18 protein-coding genes are annotated in these 16,453 nt (G+C 61.3%); 7 read left to right on the top strand and 11 right to left on the bottom strand.

All coding sequences use genetic code 11. From position 1 onward, the window contains the following. Positions 1 to 716, top strand: a 716-nt coding sequence (locus tag H7C86_RS16235; protein WP_182261826.1) for an HNH endonuclease signature motif containing protein, incomplete at its 5' end; no start/stop codon positions are given. Between the two features lie 100 nt (positions 717 to 816). On the opposite strand, the gene H7C86_RS16240 is transcribed toward H7C86_RS16235, so the two are convergent. From H7C86_RS16240 to H7C86_RS16255, 4 genes are all read right to left on the bottom strand, one after another. Then, the gene (locus H7C86_RS16240) at positions 817 to 1,515 is read right to left on the bottom strand and encodes a type 1 glutamine amidotransferase domain-containing protein (RefSeq protein ID WP_182261827.1); all 699 of its coding nucleotides are present in this window, start codon (positions 1,513 to 1,515) and stop codon (positions 817 to 819) included. Positions 1,516 to 1,668: 153 nt separating this feature from the next. Beyond that, positions 1,669 to 3,102 carry a lipase family protein gene (locus H7C86_RS16245; protein WP_182261828.1) on the bottom strand — a complete coding sequence of 478 codons (1,434 nt, stop codon included), beginning with the start codon at positions 3,100 to 3,102 and terminating at the stop codon, positions 1,669 to 1,671. 144 nt (positions 3,103 to 3,246) lie between these two features. After that, positions 3,247 to 3,918, bottom strand: coding sequence for a TetR/AcrR family transcriptional regulator (locus H7C86_RS16250; protein WP_081051136.1), 672 nt, complete (start codon positions 3,916 to 3,918; stop codon positions 3,247 to 3,249). A 76-nt stretch (positions 3,919 to 3,994) separates the two neighbouring features. Beyond that, the gene (locus tag H7C86_RS16255) at positions 3,995 to 4,165 is read right to left on the bottom strand and encodes a hypothetical protein (RefSeq protein WP_175470379.1); all 171 of its coding nucleotides are present in this window, start codon (positions 4,163 to 4,165) and stop codon (positions 3,995 to 3,997) included. A gap of 152 nt (positions 4,166 to 4,317) precedes the next feature. Between H7C86_RS16255 and H7C86_RS16260 the strand changes: the two genes are divergently transcribed. After that, the gene (locus tag H7C86_RS16260) at positions 4,318 to 4,731 is read left to right on the top strand and encodes a hypothetical protein (protein WP_046379562.1); all 414 of its coding nucleotides are present in this window, start codon (positions 4,318 to 4,320) and stop codon (positions 4,729 to 4,731) included. A gap of 15 nt (positions 4,732 to 4,746) precedes the next feature. Here the strand turns inward: H7C86_RS16260 and H7C86_RS16265 are convergent, their stop codons facing one another. From H7C86_RS16265 to H7C86_RS16275, 3 genes are all read right to left on the bottom strand, one after another. Next, positions 4,747 to 6,021 (bottom strand): RNA polymerase sigma factor, encoded by a 1,275-nt coding sequence (locus H7C86_RS16265; protein ID WP_092765713.1) that lies wholly within the window; start codon positions 6,019 to 6,021, stop codon positions 4,747 to 4,749. A gap of 3 nt (positions 6,022 to 6,024) precedes the next feature. After that, positions 6,025 to 6,453: a YciI family protein gene (locus H7C86_RS16270; protein ID WP_007735729.1), complete on the bottom strand. Its 429-nt coding sequence runs from the start codon at positions 6,451 to 6,453 to the stop codon at positions 6,025 to 6,027. A 159-nt stretch (positions 6,454 to 6,612) separates the two neighbouring features. Next, complete coding sequence (locus tag H7C86_RS16275) at positions 6,613 to 7,206, bottom strand: hypothetical protein (RefSeq protein WP_182261829.1); 594 nt, start codon at positions 7,204 to 7,206, stop codon at positions 6,613 to 6,615. Positions 7,207 to 7,299: 93 nt separating this feature from the next. On the opposite strand from H7C86_RS16275, the gene H7C86_RS16280 reads away from it, so the two are divergent. Both H7C86_RS16280 and H7C86_RS16285 read left to right on the top strand, forming a co-directional pair. Next, entirely contained in the window at positions 7,300 to 8,271 is a 972-nt protein-coding gene (locus H7C86_RS16280) for an alpha/beta hydrolase (protein WP_182261830.1), read from the top strand. 9 nt (positions 8,272 to 8,280) lie between these two features. Next, positions 8,281 to 9,360 carry a helix-turn-helix domain-containing protein gene (locus H7C86_RS16285; protein WP_259349215.1) on the top strand — a complete coding sequence of 360 codons (1,080 nt, stop codon included), beginning with the start codon at positions 8,281 to 8,283 and terminating at the stop codon, positions 9,358 to 9,360. Between the two features lie 22 nt (positions 9,361 to 9,382). Here H7C86_RS16285 and H7C86_RS16290 read toward each other — a convergent pair whose 3' ends face one another. Beyond that, positions 9,383 to 10,282, bottom strand: a complete 900-nt coding sequence (locus H7C86_RS16290) for a LysR family transcriptional regulator (protein WP_021333305.1) — start codon at positions 10,280 to 10,282, stop codon at positions 9,383 to 9,385. A 140-nt stretch (positions 10,283 to 10,422) separates the two neighbouring features. On the opposite strand from H7C86_RS16290, the gene H7C86_RS16295 reads away from it, so the two are divergent. Genes H7C86_RS16295 through H7C86_RS16305 form a run of 3 tightly spaced genes read left to right on the top strand, consistent with a single transcriptional unit; the run spans position 10,423 to position 13,688 of the window. Further along, the gene (locus H7C86_RS16295) at positions 10,423 to 11,838 is read left to right on the top strand and encodes an FAD-binding oxidoreductase (RefSeq protein ID WP_182261831.1); all 1,416 of its coding nucleotides are present in this window, start codon (positions 10,423 to 10,425) and stop codon (positions 11,836 to 11,838) included. 15 nt (positions 11,839 to 11,853) lie between these two features. Further along, positions 11,854 to 12,495: a histidine phosphatase family protein gene (locus H7C86_RS16300; protein ID WP_182261832.1), complete on the top strand. Its 642-nt coding sequence runs from the start codon at positions 11,854 to 11,856 to the stop codon at positions 12,493 to 12,495. Then, positions 12,495 to 13,688, top strand: a complete 1,194-nt coding sequence (locus H7C86_RS16305; protein WP_182261833.1) for a winged helix DNA-binding domain-containing protein — start codon at positions 12,495 to 12,497, stop codon at positions 13,686 to 13,688. The genes H7C86_RS16300 and H7C86_RS16305 overlap by 1 nt, the downstream gene beginning before the upstream one ends. Positions 13,689 to 13,693: 5 nt before the next feature. Here the strand turns inward: H7C86_RS16305 and H7C86_RS16310 are convergent, their stop codons facing one another. From H7C86_RS16310 to H7C86_RS16320, 3 genes are read right to left on the bottom strand one after another with little or no spacing between them, the layout of a single operon-like run. After that, complete coding sequence (locus tag H7C86_RS16310; protein ID WP_182261834.1) at positions 13,694 to 14,536, bottom strand: siderophore-interacting protein; 843 nt, start codon at positions 14,534 to 14,536, stop codon at positions 13,694 to 13,696. A gap of 21 nt (positions 14,537 to 14,557) precedes the next feature. Next, positions 14,558 to 15,382, bottom strand: a complete 825-nt coding sequence (locus tag H7C86_RS16315) for an ABC transporter ATP-binding protein (RefSeq protein ID WP_020909629.1) — start codon at positions 15,380 to 15,382, stop codon at positions 14,558 to 14,560. A gap of 23 nt (positions 15,383 to 15,405) precedes the next feature. After that, a complete protein-coding gene (locus H7C86_RS16320; RefSeq protein ID WP_020971266.1) occupies positions 15,406 to 16,371 on the bottom strand; it encodes an iron chelate uptake ABC transporter family permease subunit in 966 nt (321 codons plus the stop codon). Positions 16,372 to 16,453 lie beyond the last annotated feature (82 nt).

Raw genomic sequence — 16,453 nt, forward strand, 5'->3', positions numbered from 1 at the left:
CTCTCACCGGGGAAATGTTGTTGTCGGCGTTGTCGAATCTGACGATGCCCACCCCCGCTCCGGATGGAACCCCGGATTCTCGGTCGGCGGCGAAGCGGACCGCGGACGGGTTCACCGAACTGATCCGGCGGTATCTGGACTGCGCCAAAACTGGCACCGATGGCGGCCAACGCCCGCACGTGAACGTGCACATCAACGCGCGTGATTTGGCGGAGCATCGGGACTGCGCCGCCGCACCCTCGCCCGATGGTGGTGGAGTGGCTGTGTCGGATCTCGATGTCGGGCACATGCCCTGGCTGGGGCCGCTGTCGGTATCCCAGACCAGACTCCTCGGTTGTGATTGTTTCCTCTCCACTGTCCTGCTCGACGACCACGGCGCGCCGCTCGATGCGAAACCCGGAAAGCGATTGGTGTCCGCGGAGCAGCGAGTGGCGTTGATCGCCCGAGACAAGGGCTGCGCCTTCCCGGGCTGCACATGTGTACCGGCCTGGACGGATGCGCACCATATTCGGCACTGGGCCAACGGCGGGCCGACGGTGATGAGCAACCTTGTCCTGCTGTGCCGTTCGCATCACCGGTTGATGCACCGAAAATCCGGGTTCGTCGGGAAATGGGTGATCCGCATCGGGGTCGACAACAAACCCTGGTTCATCCCACCGCCCTCGATCGACCCCGGGCAGCATCCGCGGCCGGCGAACACCACCTTCAAAACCTGAGGTAGTACTCCTCGGGCACAACAGAACACGGCCCAGCACCGCATCGAAAGAGTCCTCGATGCGGTGCCAAAAGCCGTGCTCGGGCCTAGCCGGTGATCGTTCAGCCCAAGTCCGCGACGATCCGCTCGGCGAGCGGCTTCGACGAAGCCGGATTCTGACCGGTGTAGAGCTTCCGGTCCACCACGACATAAGGCGACCACGCCTCAGCCTTCGAGAATTTGCCGCCCAACTCGCGTAGCCGAGTTTCGAGCAGCCACGGAGCCTTGTCCGCCAGACCAGCCTGCGTCTCCTCTTCGTTGGTGAACGCCGTCAGCTGATAGCCGTCGAACAGCCAGCTTCCATCGGATCTCTGGGCGGGCAGAAGTGCCGCCGGTGCGTGACAGACCGCCGAAACCACCTTGTCGGCGTCCAAGAACTTCACCAGAAGCTCGCCGAAGGATGCCGACACTGCAAGATCTTCCATCGGTCCATGTCCACCTGGCACAAAGACCACGTCGTAGTCGGCAGCATCGGCGTTCTCCAGAATCTCCGGCGAATCCAGCACCGGCTGCAGATCGGCGATGTACTTGCGCATACGATCAGCGCCTTCTTGCCCGCCGTTGACCTCAGGCGCCAGGCTTCCCTCATCCACAACGGGGGCTTTACCGCCTGGCGTCGCGATCACGATGTCGTAACCGGCCTCGACGAAAACGCGATGCGCCTCGACCAGTTCTTCCGCCCAGTATCCGGTTGGGTGGGCTGTCCCGTCGTTCAGCGTCCATTGATCTGCAGAAGTGACTGCAAACAACAGCTTTGTCATCGCGCAACCTTTCGTCGGTGACAGGAACCCAATTGTGACAAGAAGCCAGTTGTGACAAGACTCCATTGTCAAGGCCCGATCAGTGAAACAACGTCCAGTCAGTGCAACACCTTGCCCCTGGGAGAATTCCTCACCACAACATCACGTCCCCCGCTAGTTTCCGATCGGCTTGCCGAACAGGCCTGCGACAAGTTCGCCCACTGCGTCTTCCCAGACCGGCCACGTTCTCTGATCAAGCGCCATCGATCCAGCATCGAAGGTGCTGCACCCCTGTTGGGCCGGGACGCCGGCGAACCGATCACGAAGCCACAGCAGAGCACTCGGCAATGCGACGACTTCCATGCTGACATGCTCACTGAAGTGGTCTCTTGTGTAAACGACACTCGCAGAAGGATCTTGGCAATAGGTATCGACGAGTTTGTTCACCGGGCCCACAGGCACCAACCAGTCGGGATTCGACTGGTAGATGTACATCGGCACGTCAGGAACGGACTTACCCATGGCAGCTCGAGAGAGCGCGGCTCTCACCGTGGGATGTTGGACGGGATCTCCCGGTACATCGAGGAAACCTTTGATGTTGAGGAAGGGCACAGCAGCCGACGTCCAGAGCATGCACAGGTTGTCTTTGGCAGCGAAAAGCGCTCGGCCGGAGGGGTTTATGTGCTGATCTATGAAGCCTGCGAGTTCAGAATCTTCTCGGCTCACTCCGATGACACCGGCAGCGACGATCCCGGCCCCTAGAGCGTTGTTGGCATTGTCGAGCAAAGCACCGAGATCGGCTGCAACACCGCCTTCGGCGACTCCGACGACATTCAGTTCCGGGGCATAGGTGCGCCGCATTTCAGCCGCGTGACCAGTAGGAATCGACCCGCCCGAGTACCCGAGCAGCCCTACTCGAGTCGACCGACCTTGCAGCTCCATGGGTTCGAAGTTCTCGGCGGCACGAATACCGTCGAGCGTGATCCGCGCGGCTACCGGGCCGGACGCGAAAGAAGAATTCGGCCCCTGATGATCGGGCACCGATAGTGCCCAGCCCTGCGCCAGCGCCGCTTGCACTTCGAGGAACTGCGCCCCACCAGTGGCAGCGCCCGTCACCAGCCACGGCAATGCGCCCTGCTGCATGACATACGAAGGTGCGCAGTAACTTCCGAGCGAGTCTTCGGCCATCTGAAAGGACAGCAGCGGACGCGGCCCGCCGTCGCGAGTGTCGCCGCGAGGCTTGATCACTGTGGTGACAGCCGGAATCGCCTCACCCGCAGCGTTATTGGAACGATATGAGATCTGCCACGCATCAACATTGGTCGGAATCAGATTGAGAGTACCGAGATTCACTGTACGCGCGGCGATGATCTCACCCGGCTCCTTGGATTCGACGACCCCGGCGGGCGGTTCATAAAAGGCCTGGTCCAGCGCAGGCAATGGCGGCGCAACCGCAGGCGGCAGGGCAGGCTGGACCTGAACTTGGGTAGGAACACCTCCGTCCGGTGCCGCTGAGGCAGGTGCCGAAAGTGCGATCTGCCCGATTACTGCAATCACGGCAATCGCGAAGCCCCCGCGTTGTCGGTCAGTTGTCCAGCGTCGTCCCATACCAATTCCTCCCCGAAAAAGCACAGATTGCCTTGTGTTGCCGCAGTTCTCATCACGGGCGCACAAGTTAGATGCGAGTGTCTAACATATTGAGGACGAGAGTAGAGCGTTGTGGGCTGGATTACAATCCCCGGTGTTCGTGACCTATTCGCCGGCACGAAGGGGCGCGTCGTCAATCAACGCGTTCAGGAGCACCGTCATCAGATCCACCAGTACCGACACAGGGGGACGAGGCTCCGTAGTGCTCCACTGGTGCACCAGCGCGGTAAGCGCACCGATGAAGGCAGTGGACGCCCACCGGTAACCACCCGGCGGTTCGTAATCGTCGCCCACAATCCCTTTGATGATCGACTCGAAAAATGTTGCCCAAACCGAACGTTGGTCCACACGATGCTTTTCCACTCGAGGACTGACACCCACGACGTCGATGAAGGCAACGTGTGCACGTCGCGGGTCACTTCCGACCGACTCGACGAAGGCAGCCATGGCCGTTGCTGCCTTGTCCCGCAGATTGACCGAAGGCTCCGCGTCGAGTGCGTCGACCATTGCAATTCTGGCGTCGAGTTGAATCTGGTCATACAGCGCCAGGAGTAGATCCTCGCGGCTACCGAACTCGTCGTAGAACTGCCTTCTGGCCAAACTCGCGGACGCACAGATATCCGCCACCGAACTTCCGGCATACCCCTTGTCGGCAAACACACTGAGAGCAGCATTCAAGAAGAGGGAACGGCGCTCGGCCTTGCGTGCCGCGACCGACCTTCCTCCATAGTTCCTGTCTGTTTCAGCAATTGCCACGCCTGCCAGGGTATGCGGCATCGCGCTGCAGACAAAACGTACCTGACCTGCTGCGCAGTTCAGTCGCCGACGCTGGCGCGCTCACGCCGAAGTGCGATCAGGCCAGTACGAAGGCCACGGCAAAAAGTGTCCAGGCGGCAGCAAGAACCGTCGACGCCGCAGTAACTGCCCCGGTCACGGCAGGTCGAGTGCTGCAGTTGCGCGCCGCGATGATCCCGACCGTCATCAAGGTCAGCGCCATCAGGAATGACAGAACCACGATCTTCACCAGCAACCCCTTCGACGTCGGCCAACAGAACCGAAGGCCATTTAGATAGTACACAAATAGATCGTGCATTAATCAAATGGAATCAGTCAGGTACCTCTTGACAACATTCGATTGAAACTGTCAGGCTAAACCTGACGAATGGAGAATTTCTTATGCAAGATCTGATCGAGACCGCCCTGACCGCAAAGATCGAGACCGCCGCAACTTCGACGGTCAACGCCGGAATCGCCGAGGCCGGCGCGCAGGCGGACAAGATTGTCGGAACGGATCCATTACCTGGCAGCCCCGAATGGGAGGCAGAACAGGACACCGACATCCCGGCGCAGCGTCAGATGGCTTGGCAGTTGGCAAGTTTTCGGATCCAGCTCGCCGCAGGCATCGATTCGACGGCAAGCGTCATGAGCCTGCGAAGATTCGGCGCAACATGGGCAACCATCGGCCGCGCTGCCGGAATGACCCGTCAGTCCGCGCATGAACGGTGGGGTCGACGTGTATCGGACATGCTCGATCCTTACGGGGTCGGGATGCCGCCCATGGTGCCGAACGATGATCCGACTCAGCCCTGACTACCAATCGTGTGACTACTGATCCGACAGCAGCGCATCTGCTTTCGCGACCAATACTGCACGCTCACGCTCGTTCCCGGCCAGCCTCGCTGCTTCGAGGAGTTCGGTTCTAGCCTCCTCGGATCGGCCGAGCTGACTGAGCAACTCCCCCCGAACACTGGGAAGCAGGTGGTAGTCGGCCAGTTCACCTGAAGCGACAAGCTTGTCGACGAATTCGAGCGCAGGGTCAGGACCGTATGCCATGGATACCGCCGCCGCATGATTGAGGTCGACCACGGGCGATGGCGCCAGTTGCGCCAGAGCCTCGTAGAGGATGACTATCTTCTTCCAATCGGTGTCATCGAAAGTTGCTGCTCGCGCATGACATTCGGCTATCGCTGCCTGCAAACCGTACGGGCCACGTCCACGCCCGACGGCGTCAGCTCGTTCCAGCGCCGCAAGCCCACGCGAGATCTGTAGGCGGTCCCACCTAGTCCGGTCCTGGTCCGCCAGCAGGATGGGCTCACCTGTCGAGGTTGTCCGAGCGCCGAATCTCGAGGCTGTCAGCTCCATCAACGCAACAAGGCCGTGTACCTCGGATTCCCCGGGGACCAATTCGGCGAGTATTCGCGCGAGCCGCAGAGCTTCAGCACTCAGGTCCGCCCGCATCCACTCGTCCCCCGAGCTGGCTGCATAACCTTCGTTGAACACCAGGTACAGGACTCCGAGGACGGCGCTCAGCCTGCTCGAAAACTCTTCTCGTCCTGGAACTTCGAAAACCGCTTTCGATGCGGTCAACGCCTTCTTCGCACGGACTATCCGCTGCTGAACTGTCGCGGTCGGCGTCAGGAATGCCTTCGCAATTTCTTCGGTGGTCAACCCGCCTACAACCCGAAGAGTCAAGGCCACCTGCGCTTTTCGATTCAACACCGGGTGGCAGGCGATGAACATCAGCCGGAGGACGTCGTCGTCGATCCGATCCGGATCCCAGCTGACGTCGTCGAAATGCGAAGCGTCGTTCTCGAGTTCACGCGCAAAGTGGGCGTAGCGCTCGTCCAGCCTCTCTCGTCGTCGCCACCCGTCGATTGCTCGACGCGTCGCAACGGAAGTCAGCCAGGCAGCGGGATTTCGGGGAACTCCGGTGGCAGGCCACTGCTCGACAGCTTCGAGCAGAGCCTGCGCTGCCAGGTCTTCGGCGAGATCAAGATCTCCGACGGTGCGAGTCAACGTGGCGACGATCTTCGCGGATTCGATTCGCCAGACCGCGTCGACAGCCTTTCTCGTTTCTTCTCGCACCGCCTCGTCGGTCATGGTTCAGCCTGCGACCGGACGATCGGTACCGAGCTCTTCACGCCAGCCGGCTTCCTTCTGGATGTACTCGTTGTCCTGATCGAAGTCCGACATCTCGCTCACGCGGCGCACCTCGAGCTTGCTTCCCGGCCCGAGCGGGCAGCGCTTCGCCCATTCCAAGGCTTCGTCTTTGGTCGACGTCTGAATGATCCAGAATCCCGAGAACAACTCCTTCGTCTCGCCGTACGGGCCGTCGGAGACCAGCGGCGGATCGGACTCGAAATCGACGATGAATCCCTCCTCCATCGCCAATCCCTCACCCGCCAGCAGCACACCGGCCTTGATCAAGGACTCGTTGTACTGCCCCATCGCGGCGATGATCTCGTCGAAGTCCATGTCCTTGGATGCTTCGATGGCTTCGTCGGTGGAACGCATGATCAGCATGTACTTCATGAGAATCTCCTTCGTTTGTGGACCGCTCATTCGGTCCCTCTGCCTACACGTCGAACGGCAAAGACGCCGATCGACAAACTTCCGAAACTAATTTTCGAAGGACAAATCCGCCGGTCGAATACGTTGCCCACGGTATCGGCAGAAGGGTCGTCTGGCAGCTCAGAAATCGAGAAATCCCGGCACGACTTCATAGGCGAGCCCGGCCGCGTCAGCGCTCCCGTAGAAATACACCGAGCCGTAGCCAAACAGGTATTCCTCGACGAACTCGGGTTGCGGCTCGGCAACCACCGGCCATCCCTCTTCATTGATCTGGAACAGGAAGCGATGCCCGTCCGCCTCGACGGCATCGGCGTAGGACGGTTCATTTTGTATGAGCACCGGTTGCGGCGCGATCAGCACCAACGGCATCACTTCGTCGTCTGCGTGAAGATTGATCAACGCCGCGCTCCCCAGGCCCTCGTGAGTGCCGGCCGATTCCGCACTTCGTGATGACGGCGGGTGCAGGACTGCCCTGACCCCGATGTCCGGGTATTCGAGGTCGTCGTCGCCGATGGAGAATCCCCGACGGATGAAGACGGAAAGCTCTCGCGCACCGAGCCACGGAGCCGTGTGCGCCTCGAGCGTCAAGAGATACTCATGCGTCTGCAAAATCGGCTGACCAGCGAAAACCTGCGGCGGGCGTCCACCGATCCTGGACCCAACTTCCGAATCGCTCGAACCCACCCCGAGATGTACTCTGTCCACCGGCGTCATCCTAGGGAGATCCGACGGGCGTCGGAGGAAGGCTCTCCGATTTCCTACAAACCACTGGTGACGTAGGCCACATTCAGACTCGATGATGAGTGCATGACAACATTCCCCACTCTCGACCCCGAACTCGCCGCAGCGCTCACCATGCTCCCGAAGGTGGACTTCGCTGACCTCCCCAACGCGCGGGCCACCTACGATGCTCTGATCGGCGCCATGTTGGCCGACCTGTCATTCGACGGAGTCTCGCTTCGTGAACTGTCCGCTCCTGGCCTGGACGGCGATCCGGGGGTCAAGATTCGTTTCTTCACCCCGGACAACACCGCCGGCCCTGTCCCCGTTCTGCTCTGGATCCATGGCGGCGGATTTGCAATCGGCACCGCTGAGTCCAGCGATCCATTTTGTGTCGAGGTAGCGCGCGAACTCGGATTCGCCGTTGCAAACGTGGAGTACCGCCTCGCCCCCGAAACCTCCTTTCCCGGCCCCGTCAACGACTGCTACGCCGCGCTCCTCTACATCCACGCCCATGCAGAGGAACTGGGGGTCGATCCCAGTCGCATCGCAGTGGGCGGGCAGAGTGCAGGCGGCGGATTGGCCGCAGGCACTGTCCTCAAAGCCCGCGACGAGGGCGTTGTGCCCGTGGCATTCCAATTCCTCGAAATTCCTGAACTCGACGACCGTCTGGCGACTGTCTCGATGACGAACTTCGTCGACACACCGTTGTGGCACCGCCCCAACGCCATCCTGTCGTGGAAGTACTACCTCGGCGCGTCGTATTCAGGTCCCGAAGATCCTGACGTCTCCATTTACGCTTCGCCGTCCCGGGCGACCGACCTCACCGGTCTGCCGCCGACCTACCTGTCCACCATGGAACTCGACCCTCTTCGCGACGAAGGAATCGAATACGCCCTTCGACTGCTGCATGCGGGAGTCAGCGTCGAATTGCACTCCTTCCCCGGAACCTTTCACGGGTCGGCACTAGTGGCGACCGCAGCAGTCAGCGAAAGAACTGCCGCCGAAGCCCTCACTGCGCTCCGGAGAGGGTTGCGTTCGCTGTCGCCTGTCTCGTAGCGTTGCGAGATGCAAGGACTGATGTACCGGCTTGCCGAGCTCGATGCAGACTCGGCAGGCCTGGTACGTGTCATCGATTACTTCGACACGCTCGTGCGGCACGGCTCCGACACCGCATCTCTGCTTCGCGCGAGCGCGCAGTTGGCGGACTGCGTTGTAGGTATCGAGATCGTGGAACACGGTAGAAGCAAGAAGAATTTGCGCCGATGTGACCCACGCGGCCGATGGTCACCCGAACCCCAGTTCCCTCCGAGCATGGCCAGGGACATCGCTGTAGACGACGAGGTTCTCGGGAAGGTATGGATCGAGCGTCCTGGTGCGCACTTGCCGCTCGACGAAATGCTCGTCGATCGAATGGCCCTGACCGCAGCGATAATCCTGCAACCCCGACGCTTGCCTACCGAAGCCGAGCACACTCGAAATCTGTTGTTCCCGATGGATGAACTCGCGGTGCTCACCTCCTGCGCCGGTCTCGGTATCGAACCCCAAACCCCAGTCCGAGTCATGGCAACCAAGGCAGTCTCAGACACGGCCGGCGGCACTGCACACCTTGTTATTTCGCAAGATTGCACACCTGGCAAAGCCGTTGGGATAGAAGCTGATGGCGAGTATCTGAATCTCGTGGCGGGTTCGTTCGCACCGACACCCGAGCTGTCCGAGTCAGCACTGTCGTCATCCATTCGCGCCGGAATATCTTTGGCTGCTTCCGCTTCCGAAGTGAATACAATACTCAGCACTGCACGATTCGCTCGTGCACAGGCGTCAGCAACAACACCGGTCGTGAACGCCGACGATCTCGGCGCCCTCAACCTCCTGGCACCGGGATCACACATCGATCACTCGCGAATACCGGATCTGGTTCTTGCCGAAGAGATCGGCGATACCAAACAGGGATTAGAACTACTCGAAACCTTGAGGGCATACCTACAATCCGGAACATTGAGGGCCGCAGCCGATTCCATGCATCTTCATCACAGCAGCGTTGCGCACCGATTGGCGAAGCTGTCCCAGCACGTCGGATTCCACGTCGACACCATCGAGAACCGGGCACGCGCAACGGCCATGATGCTGGTCCTCGATGGCGGATAGGGCCCACCGCGCATCACTTGTGCTACACAGTGGTTGACGATCTTTCGCGTTCGGCGAGCGCAACGAAGGGTGCAAGCGCGGGATTCGGGTTGTCCGGACGGTAGGTCACGGCAACTTCGAGAGTCGGCTGCATACCGGCGATCTCACACAGATGAATACCCGGGATTCGGAGCATCCGGGCCCGCCCCTGCGGGATCGGCGCAATTCCCACCCCGTCCGAGACGGCGTGCAAAACCTGCTCGTCGTCAGCCTCGAATCGAACGATATTGGGAGTGCTGTCGGGCCAAAGTTGTTCGAGCGTACGCGAATACATCCCGGGCGCATTCGCCTCGGGCCAGAATACGACGGGGACGTCCACCAGATCTCCGAGTTCGAGTGTCGTTCGATCCCCGAACGGATGATCCACGGGAACGGCGACCAGGATAGGTTCGGTGTCGAGGACGATCAGGGGAAGTTCACGATCCTCGTCATCGAGCGGCGGTCGCACAACCGCGATGTCGACGGCTCCGGTTCGGACGAGGTCGACAGTCTGCGCCGAAGTGCCCCGGTGCACGACAACTTCGACGCCTGGATAGAGCTTGCGATAAGTGCTGACCAGATCTCCGACGGCGCCACCCGCCCACGAACGGGTGTACGCGATGCGCAGTTCCCCGTCCACACCGCGTGCAGCCAATCGAATTCGTTCGACCGCCCGGTCTGCGCACCCGAGCAAGAAGCGTGCCTCCCGTACCGCTACCCGCCCCGCGTCGGTGAAAGTGAACTGCGGACCTCGGCGATCCACCAGAGGAACTCCGAGTTCGCGCTCGAGAACCTTGATCTGCTGACTGAGTGCAGATTGCGCCACGTGAACGTTCGCGGCGGCGCGAGTGAAGCTGCCGTGATCCGACAGAGCAATCAGATAGCGGGCGCGCTGCAGGTTCATACGGCGATTATAAGAAGAACAGATGGTGGTGTCACTACTTGGTCTTGGACAGCGCATCACCTGAGGTCGGAGGATCGAGTGCAGATTGCTCTACCGCTCGTCTCTCGAAAAACTGTCCCCGAACGATCACAAGGTTGAACATGAGCCCCCGAACACTCGTCGAAGCACGCGAATCTGCAACGGACGCGAGGTTCCTCGGCACCCTCGCAGAGATCGTCGGCGAAGCGCATGTTCTCACCGATCCAGAGCTGATCGAGGGTTACACACGGGACTGGACGGGACGTTGGATCGGCGACGCAATAGCTGTGGTCCGTCCGGCCGACACCGCCGAAGTGTCCGCCGTCGTCACGACCTGCTTCGAGGCCGGGATTCCCATCACCCCGCAAGGTGGAAATACCGGACTTGTCGGTGGCGGAATACCATCGGCTGGATCAGTGGTGCTGAGCACCAGGCGTTTGGATTCGATCGAGACCGTCGACCCCATCGGCCGGACAATCGCGGCCGGTGCGGGCGTGACCGTCGCTCGCGCCGACCTGGCGGCCTCGGCACATGGCCTCCGATTCGGAATCGATTTGGCATCAAAGGAATCCGCGACCCTCGGCGGCATCGTCGCAACCAACGCCGGTGGTACCCGCATGGTCCGATACGGAAATACACGGGCACAGATACTCGGGATCGAGGCAGTACTTGCCGATGGTTCGGTACTGAGTAGATGGACTCCACTCGTCAAAGACAATGTCGGATACGACATCCCAGGGCTTCTTGCGGGCAGTGAGGGGACGCTCGCGATTGTCACCAAGGTCCTGATGAAGTTGGTCACCCCGGCGACCGACACCCAAGTTGTGCTCGCGGGTGTGCGCGACGTCGACCAAGCGCTGCAGTTGTGCAACCGCGTGCGCCAGAGCGGGTTGACCGTGGAGGCCGCCGAGATCATGACCGACGACGGCATCTCCCTCGTCTGCGCGCACACTGATGCCCGTCGCCCGTTCGGCACACCGTCACCGATGTACACCCTGATCGAGGTGTCATCGCCGCGCGAGACGGAAGAGTCACTCCTCGAAGTTCTCTCCGCCTCTGCCGATCTCATCGAGGACGCGACAGTGGAGCCTGGCCCCGCTCGAAAACTGTGGACTCTGCGAGAAAGCCATACCGAAAGCATCAGCGCTTCATCGACGACTCCGGTGGTCAAACTCGACATCTCCGTCCCCTTGTCCGTGATGGGCACGTTCATCGAGAGCCTCCGCGAAGTACTCACCGAACGATTCGTCCATGTGCGTCCAATGTTGTTCGGACACTTCGCCGACGGGAATATCCATGTGAATCTTCTTGACGCCGAACCGAGCATCGCCCACGAACTGACCGATACGGTCTTCGAACTCGTCTCCGCCCATCACGGAAGTATCAGCGCCGAGCACGGGATCGGTCGCGCGAAGTCACCGTGGATAGCGCTGGGGCGCACGGAAACCGACATCGCCGCCATGAAGCTGATCAAATCGTCCTGGGATCCGCGTGGAATCCTCAATCCTGGAATACTGTTGCCCGAAACGGTCGGGTAAACAAAAAGGGGTCTCGTGCAGGATCTTTACGTCGTCACTCATCCTCATGCCGAACACACAGCACAGGACATCGTCGGAGGTTGGCACAATTCGGTTCTCACGCCCGCAGGCAGGCGCGATGCAGAATTGATCGCCGAAGAGTTGAAACGTCGACGGACAGGAACTTCGCGCCCGATCCGCATCACCTCTTCCGACCTCGAACGGTGCGCCGAGACATCCGCGATCATCGCCCGGACACTTAATGTTCCGGCGACAACAGACTCTCGATTGCGCGAAATCAGCTTCGGAGAAGCCGAAGGGCGCCCGAACTCGTGGCTGACCCAGCGGCAGGTTCCGGCTCCTGACGACAACCGCCTCGATCACCGTGGCCCCGTTGCCGGTGCCGAAACCCGCCGCGACATCGCATCAAGGGTCGGTGAGTGCATTCGCGAACTGATGACCGAACTCGATCACGATCACATCGTCGTAACACACGGATTTGCACACACATTCGTCGTCTCCGCCTGGCTGCAGATCCCCGTCGAAGCCACAGGGTTTGCGAACTTCGCGACCACGCCCGGGGCCATCACACATCTCCAACACGACGACTACTGGCGCAATCGAACTCTCGCGCAACTAGCCGATACGACGCACTTGGCCTGTGGCACGATGGCCTGATGCGCCATGTCTCCGACGACGAACGCCGTGCACGCATAGGAGTACGTCATGCGCTGGCGCCTTCGTTCCGCGTCGATTCTCCGGAAGCTGCCACGCAGGCGATGACGGTACTGCACGCCACCGAATCAGCGACTGTCTATCTGTCTTGCTGGGCGAGGGTTCGGTCATTGGACGCCACTGACGTCGACAACGCCTTGTACGACCAACGCAGTCTCGTGAAGCAATTGGCTATGCGCCGCACGCTCTTCACCTTTCCCCGAGACTTGCTGCCGGCCGCGTGGTCGAGCGCGTCCGCCCGCGTCGCGAACACCGAGCGCGCACGAATGGCCAAGGATGTCGTCAAGGCCGGAATCGCCGTCGACGGCAACGACTGGCTCGATCGCGCGCGGGCGGAGGTTCTGACACTGCTCACCGATGCCCCTGAAGGCCTTTCCGCACTCGAGGTCCGTCAGGCAGTACCGATGATCGACGTCAAGGTCGAGGGTTCGGCAGGCGAAATCTGGTCGGCACCCAGGGTTCTCACCCACCTCGGGGCGACCGCAGACATCATGCGCGGCGCCAACACCGCCCGATTCCCCGTCTCACGCCCACTGTGGACTCTCACTCGACACTGGCTCGACGACGCCCCCACCGATCTCGAATCTGCAGACGGATACAGAGAAATAGTCCGACGCTGGCTCCACTCCTTCGGACCGGGGACGGAAGACGACATCGTCTGGTGGCTGGGCTCGACCAAGACGGTCGTCCGGGCCGCCCTCGCCGAACTCGAAGCCGTTGCAGTCTCACTCGACGGAGGCGACACGGGCTGGTTACTACCGGATGACGTCGCCACGGTGCCTGATTCAGGTCCTTGGGTGGCACTCCTACCGGTACTCGACCCGACGATCATGGGGTGGAAGAACCGTGACTTCTACCTCGGCCCGCACCGCAACCAACTCTTCGACACCCGCGGTAATGCCGGCACCACGGCTTGGGTCGACGGTCGTGTCGTAGGGTGCTGGATCCAAGACGAAACCGGTGTGGTCCACGTTCGATTGCTCGAGACCGTGTCAGCGTCTGCGCGACGTTCTCTCGATGCCGAGGCGGCGCGCCTCACCGAGTGGCTGGGCGGCGTCAGAATCGGCACGGGGTACGTCTCACAGGCGATGAGGCACGACGTTCCCGAACCTCCCGCCGGCACTAGCGCCCGGTGATAGCGTCAGATACCGATTGCCAGATCGTCGATGTCTGCGAGGGTGCCGCCGTTTTCGAGGATGCTCGTGTAGTTCCGAAGTCTGTTCTGATCTATCTCGGTAGTGCTGACTCCGCGCTTCCAGTAGCCGAAGACAACCACGTCGTCCTTCGCCAGGCCGACTGTCTTACGGAAATGCGCTCGGATGGAGCGCATCTCGTCTCGCTCACCGGCACCCCACACCGCATAGTCTCCTGGGTTCTCGAGCTCGAGGGCATACTCGGCAAGGCGATCCTCGACATGATGCAATTCGAGGCCGGGGATCACGGGCAGTTCCGCGAAAGCCTCGGCGTCACCGGTGGCGACCCAACCAACACCGGTCACACCCTCGGGCCACTGAAGCAGAATCGAATAGAGGGCAGGTATCGCGGTGTCGTCGGCAAACAGTGCGACGCGGCGACCAGTGATCTCGGGAACGAGGAAGTGCGGGCGAGGGCCGGTGAGCGAGAACGTGTCACCCACACGACGGTCGTCGGCCCACCGCATCATCGGGCTGGTGTGACCGTGCAGCACGACGTCGAAGGTCATCGAACCGCTCGACGCATCGAAGGTGCGCACCGTGTAGACACGAGAGACGTCGCCGTACTGCGGACCTAGCTGGATGCGGAATGCGACGTTGGGACGCAGCCAATTCGGGTCGTCCGCCGACGAAGTCAGCTGGACGGTGATGGGCAAGATGCTCTCGGTCGGACGTTCGACGCTTTCGACGACGGCAACCACGTCGTTGAGACCGCGGTCGTGATCTTCGCCGCGCGGCGCCTTTGCCGACGCAGAGGTTTCAGTTTCTTCAGGTCGAGATGCGGTAGTCATTGATATCTCCTGATCGATGGTTCAGTTGTGGACGGGTAGCTGACTGGCAGTTCTTCGATCACGCGGAACAACAAGTGGCCGTCCGGTTTCGGGATCTTCGAGGACCAGAGCCTCGAGGTCGAACACTTCACGCAGCAACTCAGGGGTGAAGACGTCCGAGGCACTGCCCTGCATGACGATTTTTCCGGACCGCATGGCAACTACGTGCGTGGCATATCGAGCCGCGAGGTTCAGGTCGTGCAGGACCGCGACCAACGTTCGACCAGACTGGTGCAGTTGGGAACAGAGGTCGAGAACCTCGATCTGGTGGGCAATGTCGAGAAAGGTGGTCGGTTCGTCGAGCAACAACACCGGGGTGCGCTGCGCGAGTGTCATGGCGATCCATACCCGCTGCCGTTGTCCACCGCTCAGTTCGTCCACCAATTGATCTGCTGCATTGCGCATTCCGACCTCGGCAAGCGCTTCGGCGACAACACGCTCGTCTTCGGGTGACCATTGGCGCAGCATGCTCTGGTACGGATATCGGCCGCGAGCCACGAGGTCTGCCACGGTGATCGCTCCGGGTGAGAGCGGAGACTGCGGCAGCAGAGCGATGCGCCGAGCCACTTCCTTGGTGCGGTAGGACCGAATGTCGTTACCGTCGAGCAGAACCCGACCCGATCGCGGCGCGAGCATTCTGCCGAGCGCACGCAACAACGTCGACTTGCCGCACCCGTTCGGTCCGACGACCACGGTGAAACCGCCGTCGGGGATCTCGAGACTCAACTCGTCCACGATGGTTCGATCGGCGTACCGGAGCTCGATCTTCTCGGCCTGTAGCCGCGATACCGGAGTAGCTGTAGTCATGAATCTCTTTCGTAGCAAGGTTTTCAGGCCTGACGGGCCAGCAGCCAGATCAGATAGGCACCGCCGAGCAGACTGGTGACAAGACCGACCGGAGTTCGGAGACCGACCTCGACCGCTTGGGCAATCAAGTCGGCGCCCGCCAACAGAACCGCGCCGAGCAGGAAGGAGGTCGCGACAAGAACACCGCTGCGCCGAGCCAACCGTCGTGCGATCTGGGGAGCTGCGAGCGCCACAAAGGCGATGGGACCGGTAGCTGCAGTTGCTGCTCCGGTGAGCGCGACCGCAAGCAGGATGCCGGCGAATCGGTATCGCTCCACGGAGATTCCGAGCGAAGACGCTGCGTCGTCGCCCATTTCCATCATGGTGACGCGCCTGGACACCACGACGAGAGCAGGAACGAGAACACCGACGGCGATCGCAACGCTGATCGCGTGTGGCCAACCGCGCCCGGTCAGCGAACCGGCCGTCCACTGCTGCACCACGGTGGCGTCGTCGATATCCGCGCGTACCACCAGGAACGACATCACGGCGCTCAGCATCGCCCCAACTCCGATGCCGACCAGGACGAGTCGAAGACCGCCGCTGACTCCGTCTTTGCGTGCCAGCGCGTACACGAGCAATGCGGTCAGCATGCCGCCGAGAACAGCAGCGCCCGCGGTCTGCAGTACCCCGCCGCCGAAGAACACGATCTGGACCACCGCCGCCGTCGCAGCGCCGGTGGTGAAACCGATGATGTCCGGCGAGCCGAGAACATTGCGCGAAAGCGTCTGGAAAACCGCGCCGGCCACACCGAGGCTTCCACCCACCCCGATCGCCGTGATCAGCCGCGGAAGACGGCGATTCTGGACGGACCGAACCGCCGCTGGGGTGCCTTCGCCGTTCAGAGCGCGCCACACCTCACCCAAGGACAGGTCCAAGGTTCCGTACATCAGCGTGGCAAACGAGAGCGCCGCCAACGCCGCGCTGATTGAGATGGCTACGAACAGCACTCGCGGGACTATTCGCCACGACCACGACCCGATTCGAACCACCCAACCGCGAAAAAGCGGTGGGACCGGCTGCGCGGCAATC

Origin of the sequence: Rhodococcus sp. UFZ-B548, from assembly GCF_903819475.1 — a bacterium.
Classification (GTDB): domain Bacteria; phylum Actinomycetota; class Actinomycetes; order Mycobacteriales; family Mycobacteriaceae; genus Rhodococcus_F; species Rhodococcus_F erythropolis.

Bases quoted from the DNA above. Each gene is read 5' to 3' on its own strand.
- H7C86_RS16240 (WP_182261827.1), bottom strand. From the start codon at position 1,515: ATGACAAAGCTGTTGTTTGCAGTCACTTCTGCAGATCAATGGACGCTG.
- H7C86_RS16245 (WP_182261828.1), bottom strand. From the start codon at position 3,102: ATGGGACGACGCTGGACAACTGACCGACAACGCGGGGGCTTCGCGATT.
- H7C86_RS16250 (WP_081051136.1), bottom strand. From the start codon at position 3,918: ATGCCGCATACCCTGGCAGGCGTGGCAATTGCTGAAACAGACAGGAAC.
- H7C86_RS16260 (WP_046379562.1), top strand. From the start codon at position 4,318: ATGCAAGATCTGATCGAGACCGCCCTGACCGCAAAGATCGAGACCGCC.
- H7C86_RS16265 (WP_092765713.1), bottom strand. From the start codon at position 6,021: ATGACCGACGAGGCGGTGCGAGAAGAAACGAGAAAGGCTGTCGACGCG.
- H7C86_RS16270 (WP_007735729.1), bottom strand. From the start codon at position 6,453: ATGAAGTACATGCTGATCATGCGTTCCACCGACGAAGCCATCGAAGCA.
- H7C86_RS16275 (WP_182261829.1), bottom strand. From the start codon at position 7,206: ATGACGCCGGTGGACAGAGTACATCTCGGGGTGGGTTCGAGCGATTCG.
- H7C86_RS16280 (WP_182261830.1), top strand. From the start codon at position 7,300: ATGACAACATTCCCCACTCTCGACCCCGAACTCGCCGCAGCGCTCACC.
- H7C86_RS16285 (WP_259349215.1), top strand. From the start codon at position 8,281: ATGCAAGGACTGATGTACCGGCTTGCCGAGCTCGATGCAGACTCGGCA.
- H7C86_RS16290 (WP_021333305.1), bottom strand. From the start codon at position 10,282: ATGAACCTGCAGCGCGCCCGCTATCTGATTGCTCTGTCGGATCACGGC.
- H7C86_RS16295 (WP_182261831.1), top strand. From the start codon at position 10,423: ATGAGCCCCCGAACACTCGTCGAAGCACGCGAATCTGCAACGGACGCG.
- H7C86_RS16305 (WP_182261833.1), top strand. From the start codon at position 12,495: ATGCGCCATGTCTCCGACGACGAACGCCGTGCACGCATAGGAGTACGT.
- H7C86_RS16310 (WP_182261834.1), bottom strand. From the start codon at position 14,536: ATGACTACCGCATCTCGACCTGAAGAAACTGAAACCTCTGCGTCGGCA.
- H7C86_RS16315 (WP_020909629.1), bottom strand. From the start codon at position 15,382: ATGACTACAGCTACTCCGGTATCGCGGCTACAGGCCGAGAAGATCGAG.